We start from the raw sequence: 17,192 nt of genomic DNA, 5'->3' as shown, positions 1-17,192 counted from the left end.
GGCGTTCGCATTTGTTGATTTGGAGTTCGCATTTGTTGATTTGGAGTTCGCATTTGTTGATTTGGCGTTCGCATTTGTTGATTTGGCGATCGCATTTGTTGATTTGGCGATCGCATTTGCTGATTTGGTGTGGACATAACGCACTCTACTGGCGATGAGTTTATTAACACTATAGATATTCCGCTAACCCGTGATATCTATCATGCCCGCATAATTAGTTATGCTAACCACAGTCAATACACCCCACCCCCAGCCCCTCCCCGCTTGCGGGGAGGGGAGACAAAGCATAGCTTTGGCGGGGGTGGGGTTCTTCGGGTTTAATTAGGTAATCAAGCGGATTTGATATAAGATAATTCAAAACTGGTTAAAGTATTTAGGTTTTGCATTAGGATTTACGCATAAAGATTCTCTAGAAAAATTGAGTGTAAAGTTTACTATTAACGCTGCCAATCATATATTAATCGTCCATGACGATCGCGCACAAGTTCCCATTCTCCATGACGATATCGTTGTCCATGATAACGTATAGAGCGATAGCGCCGTCTATAATGATGTCGTCGATTCCGCTGGCGTTGATAATAATATCTTCCAGTTCGTTGTCGTCTATGATAACGTCGTCGATTCCGTCGGTGAGCTAACAAAAACTCTTCACTTTGCTCTCCTGCTAATTTTGTTTGTGTGTCAATACTCTGTTCATTGAGAACATCATTGCGAGTATTCTCTTTGGCTTCAACCAAAGTAGGTGGATACATGAAGGCTAATAACAGGAACACAATTGAGGATAGCTTTTTGAAACGGTTCACGTCTTTGCTTTTCCTAAACTATTGGTAATAATTTTATTTAATACTTAAGTTTAGTAATTATATAGTTCAAAATTCACAAATTTGAGGAACGCAAATGTAATTGAAAGTACTTTTGCTCCCTCCCCAATACATACGGGGAGGGTTGGGGAGGGGTGATTCAACGATTTTTGCAAGAGGTTTAATATACCCAGGTTAACAAGTTTCGACTTCTTTGCGAGACGCTACGCGTAGCTTGCTTCCCCGCAGGAGTACGCTCAACTCTTGATATTTTAGTTGGTTGAGCGAACTTGTACTGAGCGAAGTCGAAGTAGTCGAAACCAACGGCGGCGGTAGATTTATTAACGGAAATTCCCTAAGCACTGCTGTAGTAAAGAATGCGATCGCTAGACATAGTTAATTAGTTTTTTGCAGATTGCTAATTGTAAAAAATATTTCATCATCAGCGATCTCGCTATTATAATCAATGTTAATTTGAGTTGGATAACCAAGTATTGGATCGTATTGTACAGTCAAGTTTGCTGCTTTACGAATCAGCGCATCCCTGATGATATTAAAGAGTTTAGGAATTGTATTATATTGTTTAAACAATTCTGCCTCAGCTGGCTGTTGAGTTGCTTTATAAGTAATAGAACTTGTGACTCCATTACGTACTTTAATAATTACTGGTTCTGTGGCTTTCGGTAAACAATTGCAACTTCTAGTGAATTCATAGCGATAGGTAGAGATTTTTTGCCGTCTCCATAGTCGGTAATTAATCTTAAATTGTTCCAAAGTTAAACTACTAGGCGCGGGTGTTTTGGCTACCTGTATAGGAGGAGGTTGAGATATTACAGGTGCACTAAAACCTAAAGATGCCACTAAAACAGCACTAATTGCAATTGGTAAGCGCATATAAATCCATTTTTAACTCCAACTGCTCACTTTAACGTAGCTTCAAGATGATTGCCAAAACATTGAAATTATTTGTGACACTCAAAGCTGGTATGCAGATTTTGAGCTTCATTGGCGATCGCGGCTTGAAGGCTGCTTCGGCAATAAACCATCGCCCACAGCGAACATTCTAAAACTTTATCCCACGAAAAGAATCAACCAAACATTTGATAGGTGTCGTGTTAGTTTTACCTAATTGCAATTCATCTCCTGTTAAGGTGATTTCCGACAAAGAAAATACCTGTGTTGGCGAGTTTCGACTTCTCTGCGAGACGCTACGCGTTAGCGGAGCTTTCGCTTTAGCGATACGCTCAAGTCTCGATCTATCAGTTGGTTGAGCGAACTTGTACTGAGCGAAGTCGAAGTAGTCGAAACCAATGGCATCGGTATATTTATTCTTGTAAATCACCTAAGTCTTATCCTGCGGAACGCTGCACTAATCACTGTGACGGGAATCCTCTGATTCCATTAAGATAGATTCAAGTTCCCAGGAGCAATATCTCCTGAACATGGGTTTAGATTTTGAAAAAACCCTTTGTTCTTCACATCGGGTTATCAAGTGTATATGTTTTCTGAAGTTAAAAAATGTCTCATGTTAGCCGTACCTTTGGCAGCGGCACAACTGGCTCAATCTGCTACTGGTTTTGTCGATACAGTAATGATGGGCTGGTTGGGAAGTCAAACCATTGCATCTGGAGGTTTGGGAGCTGTTATCTTTACTTTTTCTCTGTTGATTTTTACTGGTATCCTTTCTGCTGTCAGTCCCTTAGCGGCCCAAGCATACGGAGCCGGAAATAGAGAAAAAGTTGGCATAATTGTCCGGCTTGGACTAGGGATATCTCTGGTGCTAGGAATACCAATTACATTGCTGCTTTACAATGGAGGTGCTTTACTACTTTTATTAGGACAGGATGCTAACACGGTAGCACTAGCAGAGATTTATTTAAAAGCGATCGCACTGGGTTTTATTCCTGGTTTGGGCTTTGCAGTACTTAAAAGTTTTCTTTCTGCTCTGTTGCAACCGCAATTAGTAATGGTGACTGTGGTTTTGGGTACTTTGTTGAACATCACAGCTAACTATGTGCTGATGTTTGGCAAACTGGGATTCCCGGCGCTGGGTTTAGCTGGTATCGGTTGGGCAAGCACGCTTTCACTTTGGAGTATGTTTGTTGCTTTGGCAGTTTATATATATAATCAGCCTCGTTTTGCAGTTTACGGTATTTTTCGATCTTCATCTCACAAAGCTTTTTCTCTCGAACATCGCCAGATCGTTGGCGAGATTTTTCAGGTTGGATTGCCCATCGGGGGTCTAATTACGGTCGAAGCCGGACTGTTCACTGTTGTCACTTTGTTGATTGGACAATTGGGAACAAATGTCCTCGCTGCCCATCAAATTGCTTTACAAACAATTTCGATATCATTCCAGATGGCAGTAGGCATTTCTCTAGCGACAACAGTTCGTGTTGGACAATTAGCCGGACAGAATGACCTAGTTGGCACTCGTCTAGCTGGATATGTAGGCATTGCCATTGCAGCTTTATCTATGGGTGTAGTAGCCATTGCATTTTGGCTAGTACCAAAGTCGATTATTTCTCTTTATATTGACATCAACAATCAGAACAATGCAGATGTGGTTGCCCTGGCGGTGAAATTGCTAGCAGTTGCGGCAATTTTTCAAATAGTTGACGGCGTACAAGTTACTGCCGCAGGAGCATTACGCGGACTCAAAGACACTCGAATCCCGATGTTGATTGGCATTTTTGCTTATTGGTGTGTTGGTTTATTCACTGGTTATACTTTTGGGATCTCGTTGGGGTCTGGAGCTATTGGTCTTTGGTGGGGATTGGCTATTGGTTTAGCGATCGCTGCAATCATCCTAACTTGGCGGTTTAGCACCAGGAAAACTAATAACTATTGAAGAAGAAGTCAGGAGTCAGAATTCTGTTTTGATAAACACAGATGAAGCTAAAGGCAAAAGTCCTCAAGCAAATAAATTATAGTGACTTAGGTTGAATGGAAAAACAAATCCCAGGTAACAGATTAACTAAATTTCAGGTGCTGATTATGGCGATCGCATCTGGTGTGTGTGTTGCTAACGTTTATTATAATCAGCCAATTCTCAAAGATATTGCATCTTCTTTCCAAGTTAGTGAAGGTGAAGCGGGTAGCATATCTGTGCTTTCACAAGTTGGTTATGGTTTTGGGCTTTTCTTTTTAATTCCCTTGGGCGATAAAATCAACAAAAAAACATTAATTCTTTCGTTACTTCTATGTTTGTTTTGTTTGTTGATAGCCATGACGTTTTCACAAAATATCGTCCAGGTTTGGATATTAAGCGTAGCAATTGGAATTACAACAGTCTCCGCTCAGGTTATCCTTCCTTTAGCAGCAAGTATAGATAGAGTAACTACAGGGCAAACTGTAGGCAGTATTTTTACTGGGATATTGATTGGTGTTTTAGGGGCAAGGGTTTTTAGCGGATATATTGCTGAATGCTTCAGTTGGCGTTATGTATATGGATTTTCAGGAGTAATGATTTTAATTGTTACTGTCTTGCTAAAGATTTATTTACCTAATGTGAATAATGAATACACTGGTGATTATTTTGATTTATTAAAATCAACGCTTCAACAATTAAAACGTTTTTCCTTATTGAGAGAAGCATCTTTAATTGGGGGGTTAATGTTTGGTGTCTTTTGCTCATTTTGGACAACGTTAACTTTCCATTTAAGCGGAGCGCCTTTTAACTTTCAATCTGACACAATTGGAATGTACGGCTTTGTAGCGCTCGCAGGTGCATTAATGGCACCAATTTTTGGTAAATTAGCCGATCGAGGTAATTCCCAACGTTCCTTAACTATTTCTGTATCTCTAGTGATTGCAGGTTTAGTAATTGCTAAAATTGCTTCTAGTTCAGGGCTAGCGATCGCTGTTGCTGTATTGTTATTAGATGTAGGTGTACAGGCAATTCAAGTCACCAATGTGGCAAGAATATACACTCTTGATGCTCAATCGAATAGTCGCATCAACACAGTTTACATGACTACCTATTTTATTGGTGGTGCTGTAGGTACTAGCATTGGTCTATTATGCTGGCATCTTGGTGGCTGGAATGTGGTGACTTGGCAGATGTTAGTTTTTACTTTGCTTGGATTTATTGTTATAGTCAAACCAAAAATTACTACAGCAAGCATAAATAATAAATAATTAATTATGGCAATGCTATAACATCTACAATTTATTATAGACATGATAGTGACAGGAGATGGAGACATACCATTGTATTAGGATGCTCCTATTAAAAATCGTACCAAGTAAAAGTGCGATGCCTACGGCCGGGTGCGCCTACGCATTCCAAATGCAAAGCTGAATCAACAGCTTGAGTTTGCGAAGGATATCAATAGCATAAGTCTAACTTCTTGCTTTATAACCATTTTACAGATTTTGAACAAATTTTCTGCTCTCAGTGCATAAAGCCTAAAAGCCATCGTAAAGAATCATAGTACAGAGATTCCCCTAGTAAGTATCACAAAAAGTTTGTAAATTTGGGGTATTGCTGAATCATAAGATGATTTATTCCATTACGGAACGAACTTCTAATGGTTACAATTGCCGATTCCTCTCACAAATATGTAATGCAAATTTAGTGAATTAAAACTTACCTAATTATCTCTGTATGCGTTTAATTAAAAAAGGAGAAAAATCATGTTAGACATCAACAAAAATAAATCTAGTTCTGACATTTATTCTATCGATAACGGACAATTATTCGCTCAATTGACTCCTGAAGAAGGAGCTGTCATAGAAGGGGGCGGATTCCTTCTTATAGAGCAACTTCAGGCTATCACTGCTGATGCAGATACATTCGGCGATGACGATACCTATATCACAGTCAATGGTAGTAAAATCTGGGGATCTAATGCTTTTTCTACCGGACAGACACTTGTAGTTAACCGAGGTTTAGGCGTTGATTTACCTGCAAGGATTGAACTTTTTGATGAAGACGGCTTTTTAAACGGCCCTGACGATTCTCTAGGTGGTTTTACTGTCTTTGGAGCAACCAATGGCACGGCAATAGCGCGTGTGTCTGGAGGTGGCTCTACATATGATGTGTATTACCGTGCTTTTGTATGAAGAGGATCGTACTTAGAGCCAAAGCAGCAATAGCCGAGCCTTCCCAAGTCTAAATCTAAATTAAGGTTTTCGTAAGGGCGCACAGATGTGCGCCCTTACTGCGTGTTGTTCTGTGCAAATCTTCGTTTAGGTTTTATATCATATTCGGCTAATTAGTTATAATTCTCCAATCAATGCAGAAAGCTCAAAAACCGCTCCCCTCTGCGGTCTTAATGATAAGTCTTTAACCGAACACGATATTATTAGCACTCTCATGCTAACAATGTAGATTACTGAGTCCCCTTGTTTTCTCTTCACCACTTTACAGTGTCAAGAAAGGTTGTGATTTTAATCTACATAATCTGTTGGAATTTCCGAATCAGCAGTGTTATTTGCAACTATTGGGCGGCTACCATCTACCTCTAGAGTATCCTGAACTTGAAAATTACTCTTGGCGATCGGACGTTGACCATCTATGTCAAGAATTTCCTCAACCTCTAAATCACTAGGGTCAATTGGACGCTTACCGTCTACAGGTAGCATCTCATGTTCTTCAAAATTACTCTTAGCGATCGGGCGTTGACCATCTATATCAATTGTTTGATCGCTATAATTTTTATCTTTTACAATTGGGCGCTGACCATCTATATCAATTGTTTCCTTAATTTCAATGTTACTTGGATCAACTGGACGCTGACCATCTATATTAATTGTTTTAGTTAACTGTTTGGGTTCGTTAGATAAGGATTTTATATTACTTTCATCTTTTTTATCCCGATTGAAATTATTTTTCTTACTCTCAAGTTTGTTTTTGTTATCCATCTTTTTTATTGTTATTTTAGACTATTTAATTACTGTAAATATCATTCTGGATATCATTTTTTAAGATTGCTTATCTCTCTAGTTAAAGAGACTAAGTTGAGGTGGAAAATTTCTTTATTTATATAGTATTATACTGAAGTAAAATCAAAAAAGCCTCTACCACAGCACAGAATATATCTCTGACTTTAGAGGGATTTTTCATCTTTCAAAAAATACTTAATTAAATTGCTGGAGGAATGTGAGATTTTCTAACGCACCCAAATCCGCTGATAGCGGTAGGGGCACAATGCCTTGCGCCCCTACGACAGGTGTGGTTCAAATACATGAAAACTGCTGTAAAACACTGGTGGGGGTGGTTAATTTTGCCTGGTGAGTAAGATGATTTTTGTTCTCACGCAGAGATGCAGTTTGCCGTTAGCGTTTCCGTAAGATAACGCACAGAATCTGAGATCAAGAGATTGAATTTTCTTCTTCATATTCAGTAACTTACGGCTATTCAATACACCTCTTGCACGAATGTTGAATATTCTGAATAGATAATCGGCAAGAGCCATCTTTTAGGGTCTTTTTTGTGCCTTTCTTTACGGGAACTTCTAAATATTTTTATGCAAGTCGTCTAGTTTCATTTTCATCCCAAATCAATGTCGGTGCTGCAACAATCAAGGAAACTTATTCTTGTGGTGTAAATACAAGATAGATTTTAGTACGTTTTTATACTACTAAGTAGCAGTAAAAACCTTTGTACTTAAGGATATATAGTTATAAGTAGTTATAACAAATTATACATAAATTTTGTAAAAATATTGACAAATTATTTTTATTTTGCCAAAACATTTATATCAACAATCAGCTATTAGCAATCATTACGCCATCTTCCAACTCAGGGGAGAATGCATAGCGCATTTTCACTTAATTTTATACTGCTTAGTCTTATTTGCTAAGTATTATCTCTGGCTTCATTCCTTTACAAATGAGACTATATGAGCATTCGCTTTTTCCATATTCCTTTAAGGAAAATAATCCGCTTTTCTATGCTCGCTCTGGCTACGACCGTAGCACTTACAACCGTTGAGCCTAGTCGCAGCATTGCATCTGGGTATCAATGGGATCATGTCTCCATAGGGGGAGGAGGCTATGTTACCAATATTTATCTGCATCCTTTAGAGAAGAATTTAGCCTACATTAGAACCGATATCGGTGGCTTCTATCGTTGGAATTCGTTAGAGAAGAAATGGATTCCATTAATAGATCACTTTGGGTCTGATAAAAGTAACTACTATGGCGGAGAAGGATTAGCGCTTGACCCTAACAATTCAAATGTTGTCTATATCGCAGCAGGCAAATATACTGGGGCTGGCTTAGGAACAATCTTCAAATCGACCAATAAAGGTCAAACCTGGAACAAACTGAACATAGATTTGCCAATGGGTGGCAACGAAACTAAGCGATGGACAGGGGAAAGGCTGGGAGTTAATCCATTTAATTCTAATATCATCTTCTTTGGTTCACGTTTGGATGGGCTATGGAAGTCGGTGAATGCTGGTCAAACATGGAACAAAGTAAATTCTTTCTCTGGAAAACCCAATGCATATATTGGTATTACAGGAATTTTGTTTAGCAAAAAGAATTCTGGTTTGGTTTATGCAAATGCCTATGGAGACGGGATATATCAGTCTACCGATACAGGTGTTACCTGGAGCAGAATAGCCGGAAGCCCATCAAAAGTAAATCGAATGGTTCTTAATAGCAATGGAGTACTGTATGTAACGCACACTTCAGGAGTTAGCAAATATGGAAATGGGGCTTGGAGCAATATTACGCCAACTAACATCAAAACTATTTCATTTAATGGGCTTTCTGTAGATCCCAATAACTCTAATCACGTTTTAGTTACTTATGACCAATACCATGAAAGTACTAATTACTCTAGAGTCTTTAAATCTACCGATGGTGGCGCTACATGGCAACAGAAAAGCCATTCATTGAATTCTCAAGTACCTTGGTGGCCAAACTGGTATTTTGCTTCTGCGGCCTCAGCGATTGAATTTGACCCAAATATTGCTGGCAAAGTTTGGTTAACAGACTGGTTCGGAACCTGGCAGGCAGACAATATCAATGCTAACAAGCCTATGTGGTCTAACTATGAAAAAGGACATGAGGAAACAGTTGCTTTTGAACTGATCTCACCTCCAAAAGGCTCACTATTGTTAAGCGGTGTGGCTGATGTAGAAGGCTTTAACCATGGCCAGAAATTAGATACTTACCCATCTACTCAATTAGGCGGTAGTAACGGCCCTTGGTATCAAGAAACATACAGCATTGCCTACAGTGAAAAAGATCCTTTACGTATGGTACGTGTTGGCGGACATCGAGGGTTCAATACCTTTACAGGAGGAACTTCCACAGATGGCGGACATACCTGGAAAAACTTTTCCTCCTTTCCACAGAACACTATGCCACTACGAGTAGCTATGTCTGCAAATAATCCAAGTTTGTTTGTAGCGATCGCCAGCGAGAAACAACCTATACGTACAACTAACGGTGGAGCTTCTTGGAGTGGAGTATCAGGTTTACCCAACGGGCCCAAGGGACCGTGGTACTGGGGTCAACCATTGGCATCTGACAAAGTAAATGGCAATATTTTTTACTACTACAACGCTGGCAAAGTCTACCGCAGTAAGGATGGAGCTGCATACTTCAGTATTGTCAACTCAACACTTCCTAGTGAAAATTGGTCTATGCTCAAAACAGTTCCAGGGGTGGGTAACGAAGTTTGGATCAGTCTCGATTCTAATGGGCTTTATCGTTCAACAAACGGTGGTACGAATTTTGCCAAAATAACTAGTGTGGAGAAAGCTCATTTATTTGCTTTTGGCAAGCCACAAACAGGAAGTAAAATTCCAGCACTATATTTATATGGCAAAATTATTGGTAAGGGAAAAGGAATTTTTCGTTCTTTGGATCGAGGGCAAACATGGACAAACATTTCTAATCCTCTAAATCCCATTGGCAATGTCCCGAACGTGATGGAAGCTAGCAAACAGCAATTCGGGCTAGTCTTCATTGGCACCGACGGTAAAGGAATCTACTATGGAAAACCAAATTAATATAGAGACGTTGCATTCCCCACAGAATTGTATGTTACTACCTGGGTATCGCTGTTGTCGCAAGAAGTTATAAGTTTAAGATAACGTAGACGCTTTGGCTTGCCGCAGGCTACCGCAAAGGAAGAGAGATGAAAAGAGAAGAGTTTGATGTGGGTGAGTATGTCGATCTGATGGGGTTGTTGTTGGATTTAGAGATCGGAGATGAGTATCGTGATGGTGTGGTGGCAAATTTTGAGAGAATTAGGGCGATCGCTAATTTGGTAAATTCTTTCCCTTTACCAAAGGAAATTGAAGTTGCACCAGTTTTTGAACCATAATTGCTTCAAGAATAGCTATCTTGATGTTTTAGTGAAGCAAAAACTATTGCTGACTGCTATTACTCAAAAAGCTAAACGCGCTATCTCTTAATATTTCAGCATGAATTTTGATTCAGCCGATGCCATAACCATATCAACTGCTGTACGCGAAGGTAAAACTAGCGCTGTGGAAGTTACGAAAGCTGCGTTAGCACGAATAGCAACGCGAAATCATCTATTCAACTGTTTTACGACTATAACTGCTGAGACAGCTTTAACAGATGCAGCACTGATTGACAATGAGATTGCCCAAGGTAATTATCCTGGAGTGCTTGCTGGTGTGCCTTTTGCAGTGAAAAATCTCTTCGATATTGCTGGTTTTACGACTCTGGCGGGATCGAAAATCAATGCAGTAAACCCAGAAGCTACTCAAGATGCAACCGCAGTAGCGAAGTTGAAGCAAGCGGGTGCTGTTCTGCTTGGTGCTTTGAATATGGATGAGTACGCTTATGGTTTTGTAACAGAAAACTCCCATTACGGTGCTACTCACAACCCCCATGATTTACAGCGAGTTGCTGGTGGTTCATCGGGTGGTTCGGCGGCGGTTGCGGCTGGGTTAGTACCGCTGACGCTGGGTTCTGATACTAATGGTTCAATTCGCGTTCCGGCGGCGTTGTGTGGCGTTTTTGGTTTCAAGCCAACTTATGGAAGATTATCTCGTGCTGGAGTAGCTTTATTTTCTAGCAGTTTTGACCACATTGGCCCTTTTGCGCGTTCGGTGCAGGATATTGCTACGGTGTTTGATGTGCTTCAAGGAGAAGACGATCGCGATCCCATTTGTACAAAGCATCCGCCTGAATTATGTTTACCACAACTCAAACAAGATATTTCTGATATTAGAATTGCCATTGCAGCTGATTATTTTACCAAAGGTGCAGAACCGGCAGCTTTAGCAGCAGTGCAAAAAGTAGCTGATGCAATAGAAGTCACTGAATACGTAATCATACCAGAAGCTCACCGCGCCCGTGCAGCAGCCTTTGTGATTACAGCTAGCGAGGGTACAAATCTGCATTTGGATAAATTGCGATTGTGTCCTGAAGATTTTGATCCAGCTACACGCGATCGCTTTTTGGCTGGGGCGTTAATTCCTAGTAGCTGGTATCTCCAAGCACAACGGTTTAGAAGATGGTATCGCGATCGCCTTCGGGAAGTTTTTCAAAATGTGGATGTGATTCTTGCCCCAACTACACCAATTTCTGCACCATTAATTGGTCAAAAAACCATGATTTTAGATGGCGAAGAAATTCTTGTCCATCCTTATTTAGGGCTATTTACTCAACCATTATCTTTTATTGGTTTACCCGTTTTATCAGTACCAATTCAGTGCCAAAATGCATTACCTCTAGGTGTGCAATTGATTGCAGCACCATATAATGAAGCCTTAATTTTAAGGGTTGCAGCTGCGTTAGAGGCAAAGGGTATAGTTTCGGCACCAGTAATTTTAAACGCTCTAAACTCAGAGGGTGTTTGAAAAATCTGATTTATTACACAAAGACGCGATAAATCGCCGTCTCTACAATAGTCTTTCGTCTTGACGGCGATTCATCGCGTCTCTTGCTTTAACCAAACTTCACGTTGGAATAATATTATATAGCCGTAGTCACATAGATTAAGACAGTGTTGATTGCTCAAAAGCTTGAAACGACTGGGTTTTTACTCAGCACTCAGCACTCAACACTCAGCACTCAGCACTTTGCTATACTTCATCAAAAGCAGCCGCATAAACAACCTTGCCTTTATACTGCTTTTGATACTTTTGCAGTGGTTTCACCATGAAAAATTCCTCTGGTACTGGAAAAGGAGACTCGATTTCATAAACAACAGAAGGCTGAAAACCAAAGCGAGTATAGAAGTGGGGATGACCTAGTACAATTACTATAGCTTCTTTCTTTGCTTCTGCTATTTCTAACCCTGCTTTTATTAGTGCGCTGCCAATTCCTTGTCTTTGAAACTGTGGATGAACTGCCAAAGGCGCTAAACCGAGAACCTGGAGTGTTTCTTCACCCACTAGATCAATGTAGCTGAATAAAATATGACCGACTACAATATTTTCAACCTCTGCAACTAGAGAAAGTTCTGAAATATAACGGTCAGAATTGCGAATTTTCTCTACAAGTTTAGCCTCGTTTTCCTGCCCAAAGGCTAGTCTATTAACCTCAGCTATTGCTGTGTAGTCTGACAAAGTTTCAGAACGGATATCGATCATTTTAAAACTAATTCCATAAAAATCCAGTTTGCTCGATGTTCGAGAGGAATCTCGGTTTTTTCCAAATATGGCTCAATATTCTGAAAGCCAAATACACGATAAAGTGCGTGTGCTTCTTTTGCAAAAGGGGCACTGTCTAAACGTATCTTTGAGTAACCAATGTAGGCAGCTTCATTAATGATACCTTCTAATAAAGACCGACCAATTCCTTTTCTACGAAATTCTGGTTTTACATACATTCTTTTAATTTCGCCAATATCTTCACCAATCTTTCGTAAGCAAGCGCAGCCAGCTATTTTTTGCTCATATTGTCCCAAAAGCAAGCGCCCTGAAGGTGGTAGAAATTCGTGGAGTTGAGTCATATATTCCTCAAAGAATGTATTAGCATTTAAATTGATGCCAAATTTATTGCTGAATATCAGCTTAGTCTCATTAAGATATTCCCAAAACACTTGCTGGATATGAGAGTTATGTTCATCAGCCTCTACCTGGATAATGTTAAGCAAAGTTTATACCTCCGCTAAATAATTGAATAAAAATACACAAGTTAAAGTGACAATTACTAAAGTTGATTTCGCGCTTTGAGTTGCAGATATCGCTCAACCAACTGATCGGCAATTTGATTTGCTGGGGCATCTAATACCAATACACCTTTTTGTTTCAGTTGGGCATAAGCTACTTGTCGTTGCATTAATAAATCTAGTGCTACTGCACGGGTATAAGCACCTGCAACATCATCTGTGAAGGTGTTTGCTAAACGATCAATTTGTGGATCTCGCAAAGTTACGCAGAATGGAAGGTAGCGGGGTGCTAACTTGGAGAGTGCGGCTAGAAGTTCTGTAGAGGCAGTGACATCAATTAAGTCAGTAATCACTACTACAAGTGCCCTGCGAGTTTGTCGCTGCACAACATTTGTCACCGCCCCCAAATAATCAGATTCAAATAACACTGGTTGAATTGGAGTTAGGCAATCGATTAGCTGATTCAAATGATGTTGACCGCGTTCTGGGGGAATCCACGTATGCATCTGGCGGTCAAATACACCAACACCCACGCGATCGCCTCGATGTAAACCTGCCAAGGCTAAGGATAAAGTTGCATTCAATCCCCAGTCAAATCGCTGCAAATTCTGCACTTTTGCCGTCATTAGCCGTCCGCGATCAAGTAAAATCAGTAACGTTTGTTCCTGTTCTGGTTCTAGAACCCTCACCAGTGGCATGGCATTACCATAAGCCCCAACCCGACGGGCGGTAGCTTTCCAATCAATAAACCGCAAATCGTCACCAGTGCGATAGTTCCGCAGTTCGGCAAACTCTGTACCAATACCAGTTTTGCGAGATTGGCGCATCGATCCCGATGATTGCAGTGTCAGACGAATTGTCAGCGATCGCAATCCCACTAAATCAGGATAAACTTTTACTCTTTTACTTTGAGGAATTTGCCAATCATCCCAAGCTAGTCCCCAAAGCCCCAACTGTCGGACTTGAATATTTCCCCAAGGAAACTCTCCCCGCTGTGTCGGGTGGACAGTATACGTTAATTCCTCAGTACTGTTACTGGGAATAATGGCGCTGAGTGCAGGTGCAGACACGCCAAATCCTGTTGGGTAATAGTCGCGGATTTCAATTTGGGCGTCGGTATTGGGAGATGTCACCTTTAACACTACGGGATTATCTCGCCCAATAGATAATCGTGACGGTAATTCGCGGGTAATTTGTACACGAGAACGCCGTATCCGCAAACCATCTGCAACCATCAGTCCGAGAATGATGGCATCAAATAGCACAGTGATGGCGATGGTTGCTTTAACAATCAGAAATAAGGATAGGATCGGGGCGATCGCAATACCCAAAACCAATAATAAATAAACTCGTTTGGAAGGAACCATTTTTTAGAACGATGAAGTTAAAAGCTAGGTATAAGGTAAATTTCAATGTAACCGAAATAAGAAGACTTGCTAAATTCTTATATTTTTTTCTTGTAGAAAAATAGCTACTTAATGTACTATTTTTTTGGGTGAAGTAGTAGCAAATTATGTTTTGGACGAGTGTATGAGAATCTTGCTAATCGAAGATGAAGAAATTTTAGCAAGTGTCTTGTTGAAGTCTCTGATTAAGCAACACTATGTTGTTGATGTCGTACAAGACGGACAAATGGGTTGGGAATACACGCAAAGTACGAACTACGATTTGCTATTAATAGATGTCGGATTACCGAAACTAGACGGGATTACATTGTGTCAACGATTGCGTTCTAATGGTTGCTTCACTCCGATTCTGCTGATGACGGCGAAAGATGGTAGTAGAGAGCGGATTCAGGGGCTTGATGCAGGTGCAGACGATTATCTGATCAAACCTTTAGATTTGGAAGAACTGCAAGCACGGATACGAGCGTTGATCCGTCGAGGCGATCGCCCCTGTACTCCTATACTGGAAGTAGGCTCGCTACGACTAGATCCCAGTAGTTGCGAAGTCACATATAACAACAAACTGCTGGAATTAACAGCCAAAGAATACAGTCTGCTAGAGCTATTTTTACGGAATCCATCGCGTGTTTTTAGTCGGGGGGATATCATTGAGCATTTGTGGACTTTTGACGATCCACCCCAGGAGGAAACTGTAAAATCTCACATCAAATACTTACGACAAAAGTTGAAAGCAGCCGGAGCAGTAGACTGGATTGAAAATGTTTATGGTTTGGGATATCGGTTGAATCCTGGAAGAGTGGCAGAGGGGCAGGGGGGCAGCACTTCGACTACGCTCAGTGACCGACGAGGGGCAGAGGGGCAGAGGGGCAGCACTTCGACTACGCTCAGTGACCGACGAGGGGCAGAGGAGCTGGGGGAGGAAGAAAAATCTCGAATTTCTAACCGTGATGTTGAACAGCAGTTTCAGCAAGCGATGGGTGGCTTGTGGAAGCAATATCAGGGGTTGATGGTGCAGCGGTTGACGGTATTGCAAGAATTGGCGGCAGCACTATCTGGTAAAACGCTGACTAGGGAGTTACGTCAATCGGCAGAACGAGAGGCACACAAACTAGCTGGTGTCTTGGGAATGTTTGAGCAAGACAATGGCACTCTGCTAGCGCGGGAAATTGAACAGATTTTAGGGAAAGATGGCGATTTGTCAGTAAGTGAAAAGCGGCAATTATTGACGCTGATTGAAGATTTGGGTAATTTAATCAACCTGATGGGGGAAAAGGTAGATAACCAAACTAACACTGCGATCGCACCTGAAATTAGTACCCGATTGATATTAATTGACCCCAATCTGCAACTAGGTTCTCAGTTGCAACAACTGGTTGAGTGCATGGGAATATGCTGGCAGCAAATCAGCAACTTAGAGGATGCAAAAAACTTTCTCCAAACCACATCACCAGATTTAGTAGTGCTAAATATAGATGATATCGGCTGGCGTAAAGAAAGTTTAGCACTACTTTCGGATTTAGCAACGCGTACCCCACCCGTACCCGTTCTGGTGCTGGCTGCAACTGATGAGTTAGTAGAACGCGTAACTTTTGCTCAGTACGGGGCACGGGGTTTTTTGGTCAAGCCTGTGACAGCTGCTCAAGTCTGGGATGTTTCGTCCCAAATATTACAGCGGACTCGTTCTTTACGAGTAAATATACTAGCAGTAGATGACGACCCGCTGATTTTAGCAGCACTGCGCCCAATGTTAGAGCCGTGGGGTATGCGGATGACAGGATTAGAAAATCCGCTACGTTTCTGGGAAGTATTGCAATCTACTAAACCGGATTTGTTGATTTTGGATGTGGAAATGCCTCATATAAATGGTATAGAACTTTGCCGAGCAGTTCGTACCGATCCCCAATGGCAGGAATTACCGATTGTGTTTCTGACTGCTCACCGAGAGATGGAAACTGTGCAACAAGTGTTTGCTGTTGGAGCAGATGATTATGTGATTAAACCTGTTGTCGGTGCAGAACTATTGGCACGCATTACCCATCGCTTAGAACGCAGTCGTTTACTCCAGTCGCTTTCTACTAAAGATCCCTTAACTGGACTAGCAAATCAGTTTCAGTCTAACCGCGATTTGCAACACCTAATTGCTCAAGCTGAGAAAAATCAGCAATCTGTTTGCTTGATAATTTTAAGCGTCACTGATTTTCGTCAAATTAATATTAAGTATGGTCATCAGGTTGGAAACCAGGTATTGCAAAGATGGAGTCGTGTATTACAATCGGCATTTTGCAGTGGTGAAGTAGTAGGTTATTGGGGTAATGGTGAATTTGTCGTGGGAGTTTCTGGGTTAACAAAAATAGAAGTAAACCATCGCCTTAGTGAGATTTTAACTACTCTCCGCCAGCAAATATTCACAGCCTTCGATGGCGATCGCTTTCAAGTAATATGTAATTTCACTGTAGCCGAATACCCCAATGATGGACTAACGATACAATCTTTATACCAAGTAGCCGCTGGGCGTAATTCGTAATTACCATACTGCAAGGGTTTTATTTATAGCGGTTCTCGAATGGAAGCAATACAGTCTGACCTCTCTCCTCTTAGGCTACGGTGTACACACAAGTCTGAAATAGCTGAAAAACCCAAGTTTTTACCCCACCCTAACCCTCCCCTTGCAAAGGGGAGGGAACTAGATTTCCGGTCTCTCCCCAATGCATCGGGGGGATTAAGGGGGGTAATTCGACTTGTGTACACACCGTAGCCTAAGAGGAGAGAAGTTTTGAACTTTACTCCCTAACGCTAGTAGGGAAGGGCTGGGGTTGGGTCTGTATTGCACTCAACTGAGAACCGCTATATTTTGAGATGCCTACAGCTGGCTACGCATTTGTTGATTTGGAGTTCGCATTTGTTGATTTGGCGTTCGCATTTGTTGAT

At 41.1% G+C, this 17,192-nt stretch carries 15 protein-coding genes; 8 read left to right on the top strand and 7 right to left on the bottom strand.

What is annotated here, in order from left to right; genetic code table 11:
- Positions 1 to 437: 437 nt before the first annotated feature.
- Together RMY27_RS34015 and RMY27_RS34010 are read right to left on the bottom strand one after the other, a co-directional pair.
- Positions 438 to 803, bottom strand: a complete 366-nt coding sequence (locus RMY27_RS34015) for a hypothetical protein (protein WP_322669211.1) — start codon at positions 801 to 803, stop codon at positions 438 to 440.
- 393 nt (positions 804 to 1,196) lie between these two features.
- A complete protein-coding gene (locus RMY27_RS34010; protein WP_322669210.1) occupies positions 1,197 to 1,694 on the bottom strand; it encodes a DUF6174 domain-containing protein in 498 nt (165 codons plus the stop codon).
- A 47-nt stretch (positions 1,695 to 1,741) separates the two neighbouring features.
- Here RMY27_RS34010 and RMY27_RS34005 point away from each other — a divergent pair, with 47 nt between their 5' ends.
- On the top strand, positions 1,742 to 1,867 hold the full coding sequence (locus RMY27_RS34005; protein WP_322669209.1) for a hypothetical protein: 126 nt from the start codon (positions 1,742 to 1,744) through the stop codon (positions 1,865 to 1,867).
- On the opposite strand, the gene RMY27_RS34000 is transcribed toward RMY27_RS34005, so the two are convergent.
- Complete coding sequence (locus tag RMY27_RS34000) at positions 1,864 to 2,142, bottom strand: hypothetical protein (protein WP_322669208.1); 279 nt, start codon at positions 2,140 to 2,142, stop codon at positions 1,864 to 1,866. The two genes, RMY27_RS34005 and RMY27_RS34000, sit on opposite strands and share 4 nt — an antisense overlap.
- A 183-nt stretch (positions 2,143 to 2,325) precedes the next feature.
- Between RMY27_RS34000 and RMY27_RS33995 the strand changes: the two genes are divergently transcribed.
- The 3 genes from RMY27_RS33995 (at position 2,326) to RMY27_RS33985 (ending at position 5,867) form a co-directional block, all read left to right on the top strand.
- Positions 2,326 to 3,651, top strand: a complete 1,326-nt coding sequence (locus tag RMY27_RS33995; RefSeq protein WP_322669207.1) for an MATE family efflux transporter — start codon at positions 2,326 to 2,328, stop codon at positions 3,649 to 3,651.
- A 95-nt stretch (positions 3,652 to 3,746) separates the two neighbouring features.
- Entirely contained in the window at positions 3,747 to 4,940 is a 1,194-nt protein-coding gene (locus RMY27_RS33990) for an MFS transporter (RefSeq protein ID WP_322669206.1), read from the top strand.
- 498 nt (positions 4,941 to 5,438) lie between these two features.
- Positions 5,439 to 5,867 carry a hypothetical protein gene (locus tag RMY27_RS33985; RefSeq protein ID WP_322669205.1) on the top strand — a complete coding sequence of 143 codons (429 nt, stop codon included), beginning with the start codon at positions 5,439 to 5,441 and terminating at the stop codon, positions 5,865 to 5,867.
- A gap of 327 nt (positions 5,868 to 6,194) precedes the next feature.
- Here the strand turns inward: RMY27_RS33985 and RMY27_RS33980 are convergent, their stop codons facing one another.
- The gene (locus tag RMY27_RS33980) at positions 6,195 to 6,668 is read right to left on the bottom strand and encodes a hypothetical protein (protein ID WP_322669204.1); all 474 of its coding nucleotides are present in this window, start codon (positions 6,666 to 6,668) and stop codon (positions 6,195 to 6,197) included.
- 980 nt (positions 6,669 to 7,648) lie between these two features.
- Between RMY27_RS33980 and RMY27_RS33975 the strand changes: the two genes are divergently transcribed.
- The 3 genes from RMY27_RS33975 (at position 7,649) to RMY27_RS33965 (ending at position 11,602) form a co-directional block, all read left to right on the top strand.
- A complete protein-coding gene (locus tag RMY27_RS33975; protein ID WP_322669203.1) occupies positions 7,649 to 9,775 on the top strand; it encodes a hypothetical protein in 2,127 nt (708 codons plus the stop codon).
- A 128-nt stretch (positions 9,776 to 9,903) separates the two neighbouring features.
- Complete coding sequence (locus RMY27_RS33970) at positions 9,904 to 10,092, top strand: DUF4089 domain-containing protein (RefSeq protein ID WP_322669202.1); 189 nt, start codon at positions 9,904 to 9,906, stop codon at positions 10,090 to 10,092.
- 100 nt (positions 10,093 to 10,192) lie between these two features.
- Complete coding sequence (locus RMY27_RS33965) at positions 10,193 to 11,602, top strand: AtzE family amidohydrolase (protein ID WP_322669201.1); 1,410 nt, start codon at positions 10,193 to 10,195, stop codon at positions 11,600 to 11,602.
- 225 nt (positions 11,603 to 11,827) lie between these two features.
- Here RMY27_RS33965 and RMY27_RS33960 read toward each other — a convergent pair whose 3' ends face one another.
- The 3 genes from RMY27_RS33960 to RMY27_RS33950 are packed head-to-tail and all read right to left on the bottom strand — an operon-like array spanning position 11,828 to position 14,225.
- On the bottom strand, positions 11,828 to 12,337 hold the full coding sequence (locus RMY27_RS33960) for an N-acetyltransferase (RefSeq protein WP_322669200.1): 510 nt from the start codon (positions 12,335 to 12,337) through the stop codon (positions 11,828 to 11,830).
- Complete coding sequence (locus RMY27_RS33955; protein WP_322669199.1) at positions 12,334 to 12,843, bottom strand: GNAT family N-acetyltransferase; 510 nt, start codon at positions 12,841 to 12,843, stop codon at positions 12,334 to 12,336. The genes RMY27_RS33960 and RMY27_RS33955 overlap by 4 nt, the downstream gene beginning before the upstream one ends.
- 56 nt (positions 12,844 to 12,899) lie before the next feature.
- Positions 12,900 to 14,225, bottom strand: coding sequence for a DUF58 domain-containing protein (locus RMY27_RS33950; RefSeq protein ID WP_322669198.1), 1,326 nt, complete (start codon positions 14,223 to 14,225; stop codon positions 12,900 to 12,902).
- 163 nt (positions 14,226 to 14,388) lie between these two features.
- Here RMY27_RS33950 and RMY27_RS33945 point away from each other — a divergent pair, with 163 nt between their 5' ends.
- The gene (locus RMY27_RS33945) at positions 14,389 to 16,788 is read left to right on the top strand and encodes a response regulator (RefSeq protein WP_322669197.1); all 2,400 of its coding nucleotides are present in this window, start codon (positions 14,389 to 14,391) and stop codon (positions 16,786 to 16,788) included.
- Positions 16,789 to 17,192 lie beyond the last annotated feature (404 nt).

Origin of the sequence: Nostoc sp. DedQUE09 (genome assembly GCF_034530915.1) — a bacterium.
GTDB lineage: Bacteria > Cyanobacteriota > Cyanobacteriia > Cyanobacteriales > Nostocaceae > Nostoc.
This window is presented reverse-complemented; position numbering and strand designations above follow the sequence as displayed.

Bases quoted from the DNA above. Each gene is read 5' to 3' on its own strand.
- RMY27_RS34010 (WP_322669210.1), bottom strand. From the start codon at position 1,694: ATGCGCTTACCAATTGCAATTAGTGCTGTTTTAGTGGCATCTTTAGGT.
- RMY27_RS34005 (WP_322669209.1), top strand. From the start codon at position 1,742: ATGATTGCCAAAACATTGAAATTATTTGTGACACTCAAAGCTGGTATG.
- RMY27_RS33995 (WP_322669207.1), top strand. From the start codon at position 2,326: ATGTTAGCCGTACCTTTGGCAGCGGCACAACTGGCTCAATCTGCTACT.
- RMY27_RS33990 (WP_322669206.1), top strand. From the start codon at position 3,747: ATGGAAAAACAAATCCCAGGTAACAGATTAACTAAATTTCAGGTGCTG.
- RMY27_RS33985 (WP_322669205.1), top strand. From the start codon at position 5,439: ATGTTAGACATCAACAAAAATAAATCTAGTTCTGACATTTATTCTATC.
- RMY27_RS33980 (WP_322669204.1), bottom strand. From the start codon at position 6,668: ATGGATAACAAAAACAAACTTGAGAGTAAGAAAAATAATTTCAATCGG.
- RMY27_RS33975 (WP_322669203.1), top strand. From the start codon at position 7,649: ATGAGCATTCGCTTTTTCCATATTCCTTTAAGGAAAATAATCCGCTTT.
- RMY27_RS33970 (WP_322669202.1), top strand. From the start codon at position 9,904: ATGAAAAGAGAAGAGTTTGATGTGGGTGAGTATGTCGATCTGATGGGG.
- RMY27_RS33965 (WP_322669201.1), top strand. From the start codon at position 10,193: ATGAATTTTGATTCAGCCGATGCCATAACCATATCAACTGCTGTACGC.
- RMY27_RS33960 (WP_322669200.1), bottom strand. From the start codon at position 12,337: ATGATCGATATCCGTTCTGAAACTTTGTCAGACTACACAGCAATAGCT.
- RMY27_RS33950 (WP_322669198.1), bottom strand. From the start codon at position 14,225: ATGGTTCCTTCCAAACGAGTTTATTTATTATTGGTTTTGGGTATTGCG.
- RMY27_RS33945 (WP_322669197.1), top strand. From the start codon at position 14,389: ATGAGAATCTTGCTAATCGAAGATGAAGAAATTTTAGCAAGTGTCTTG.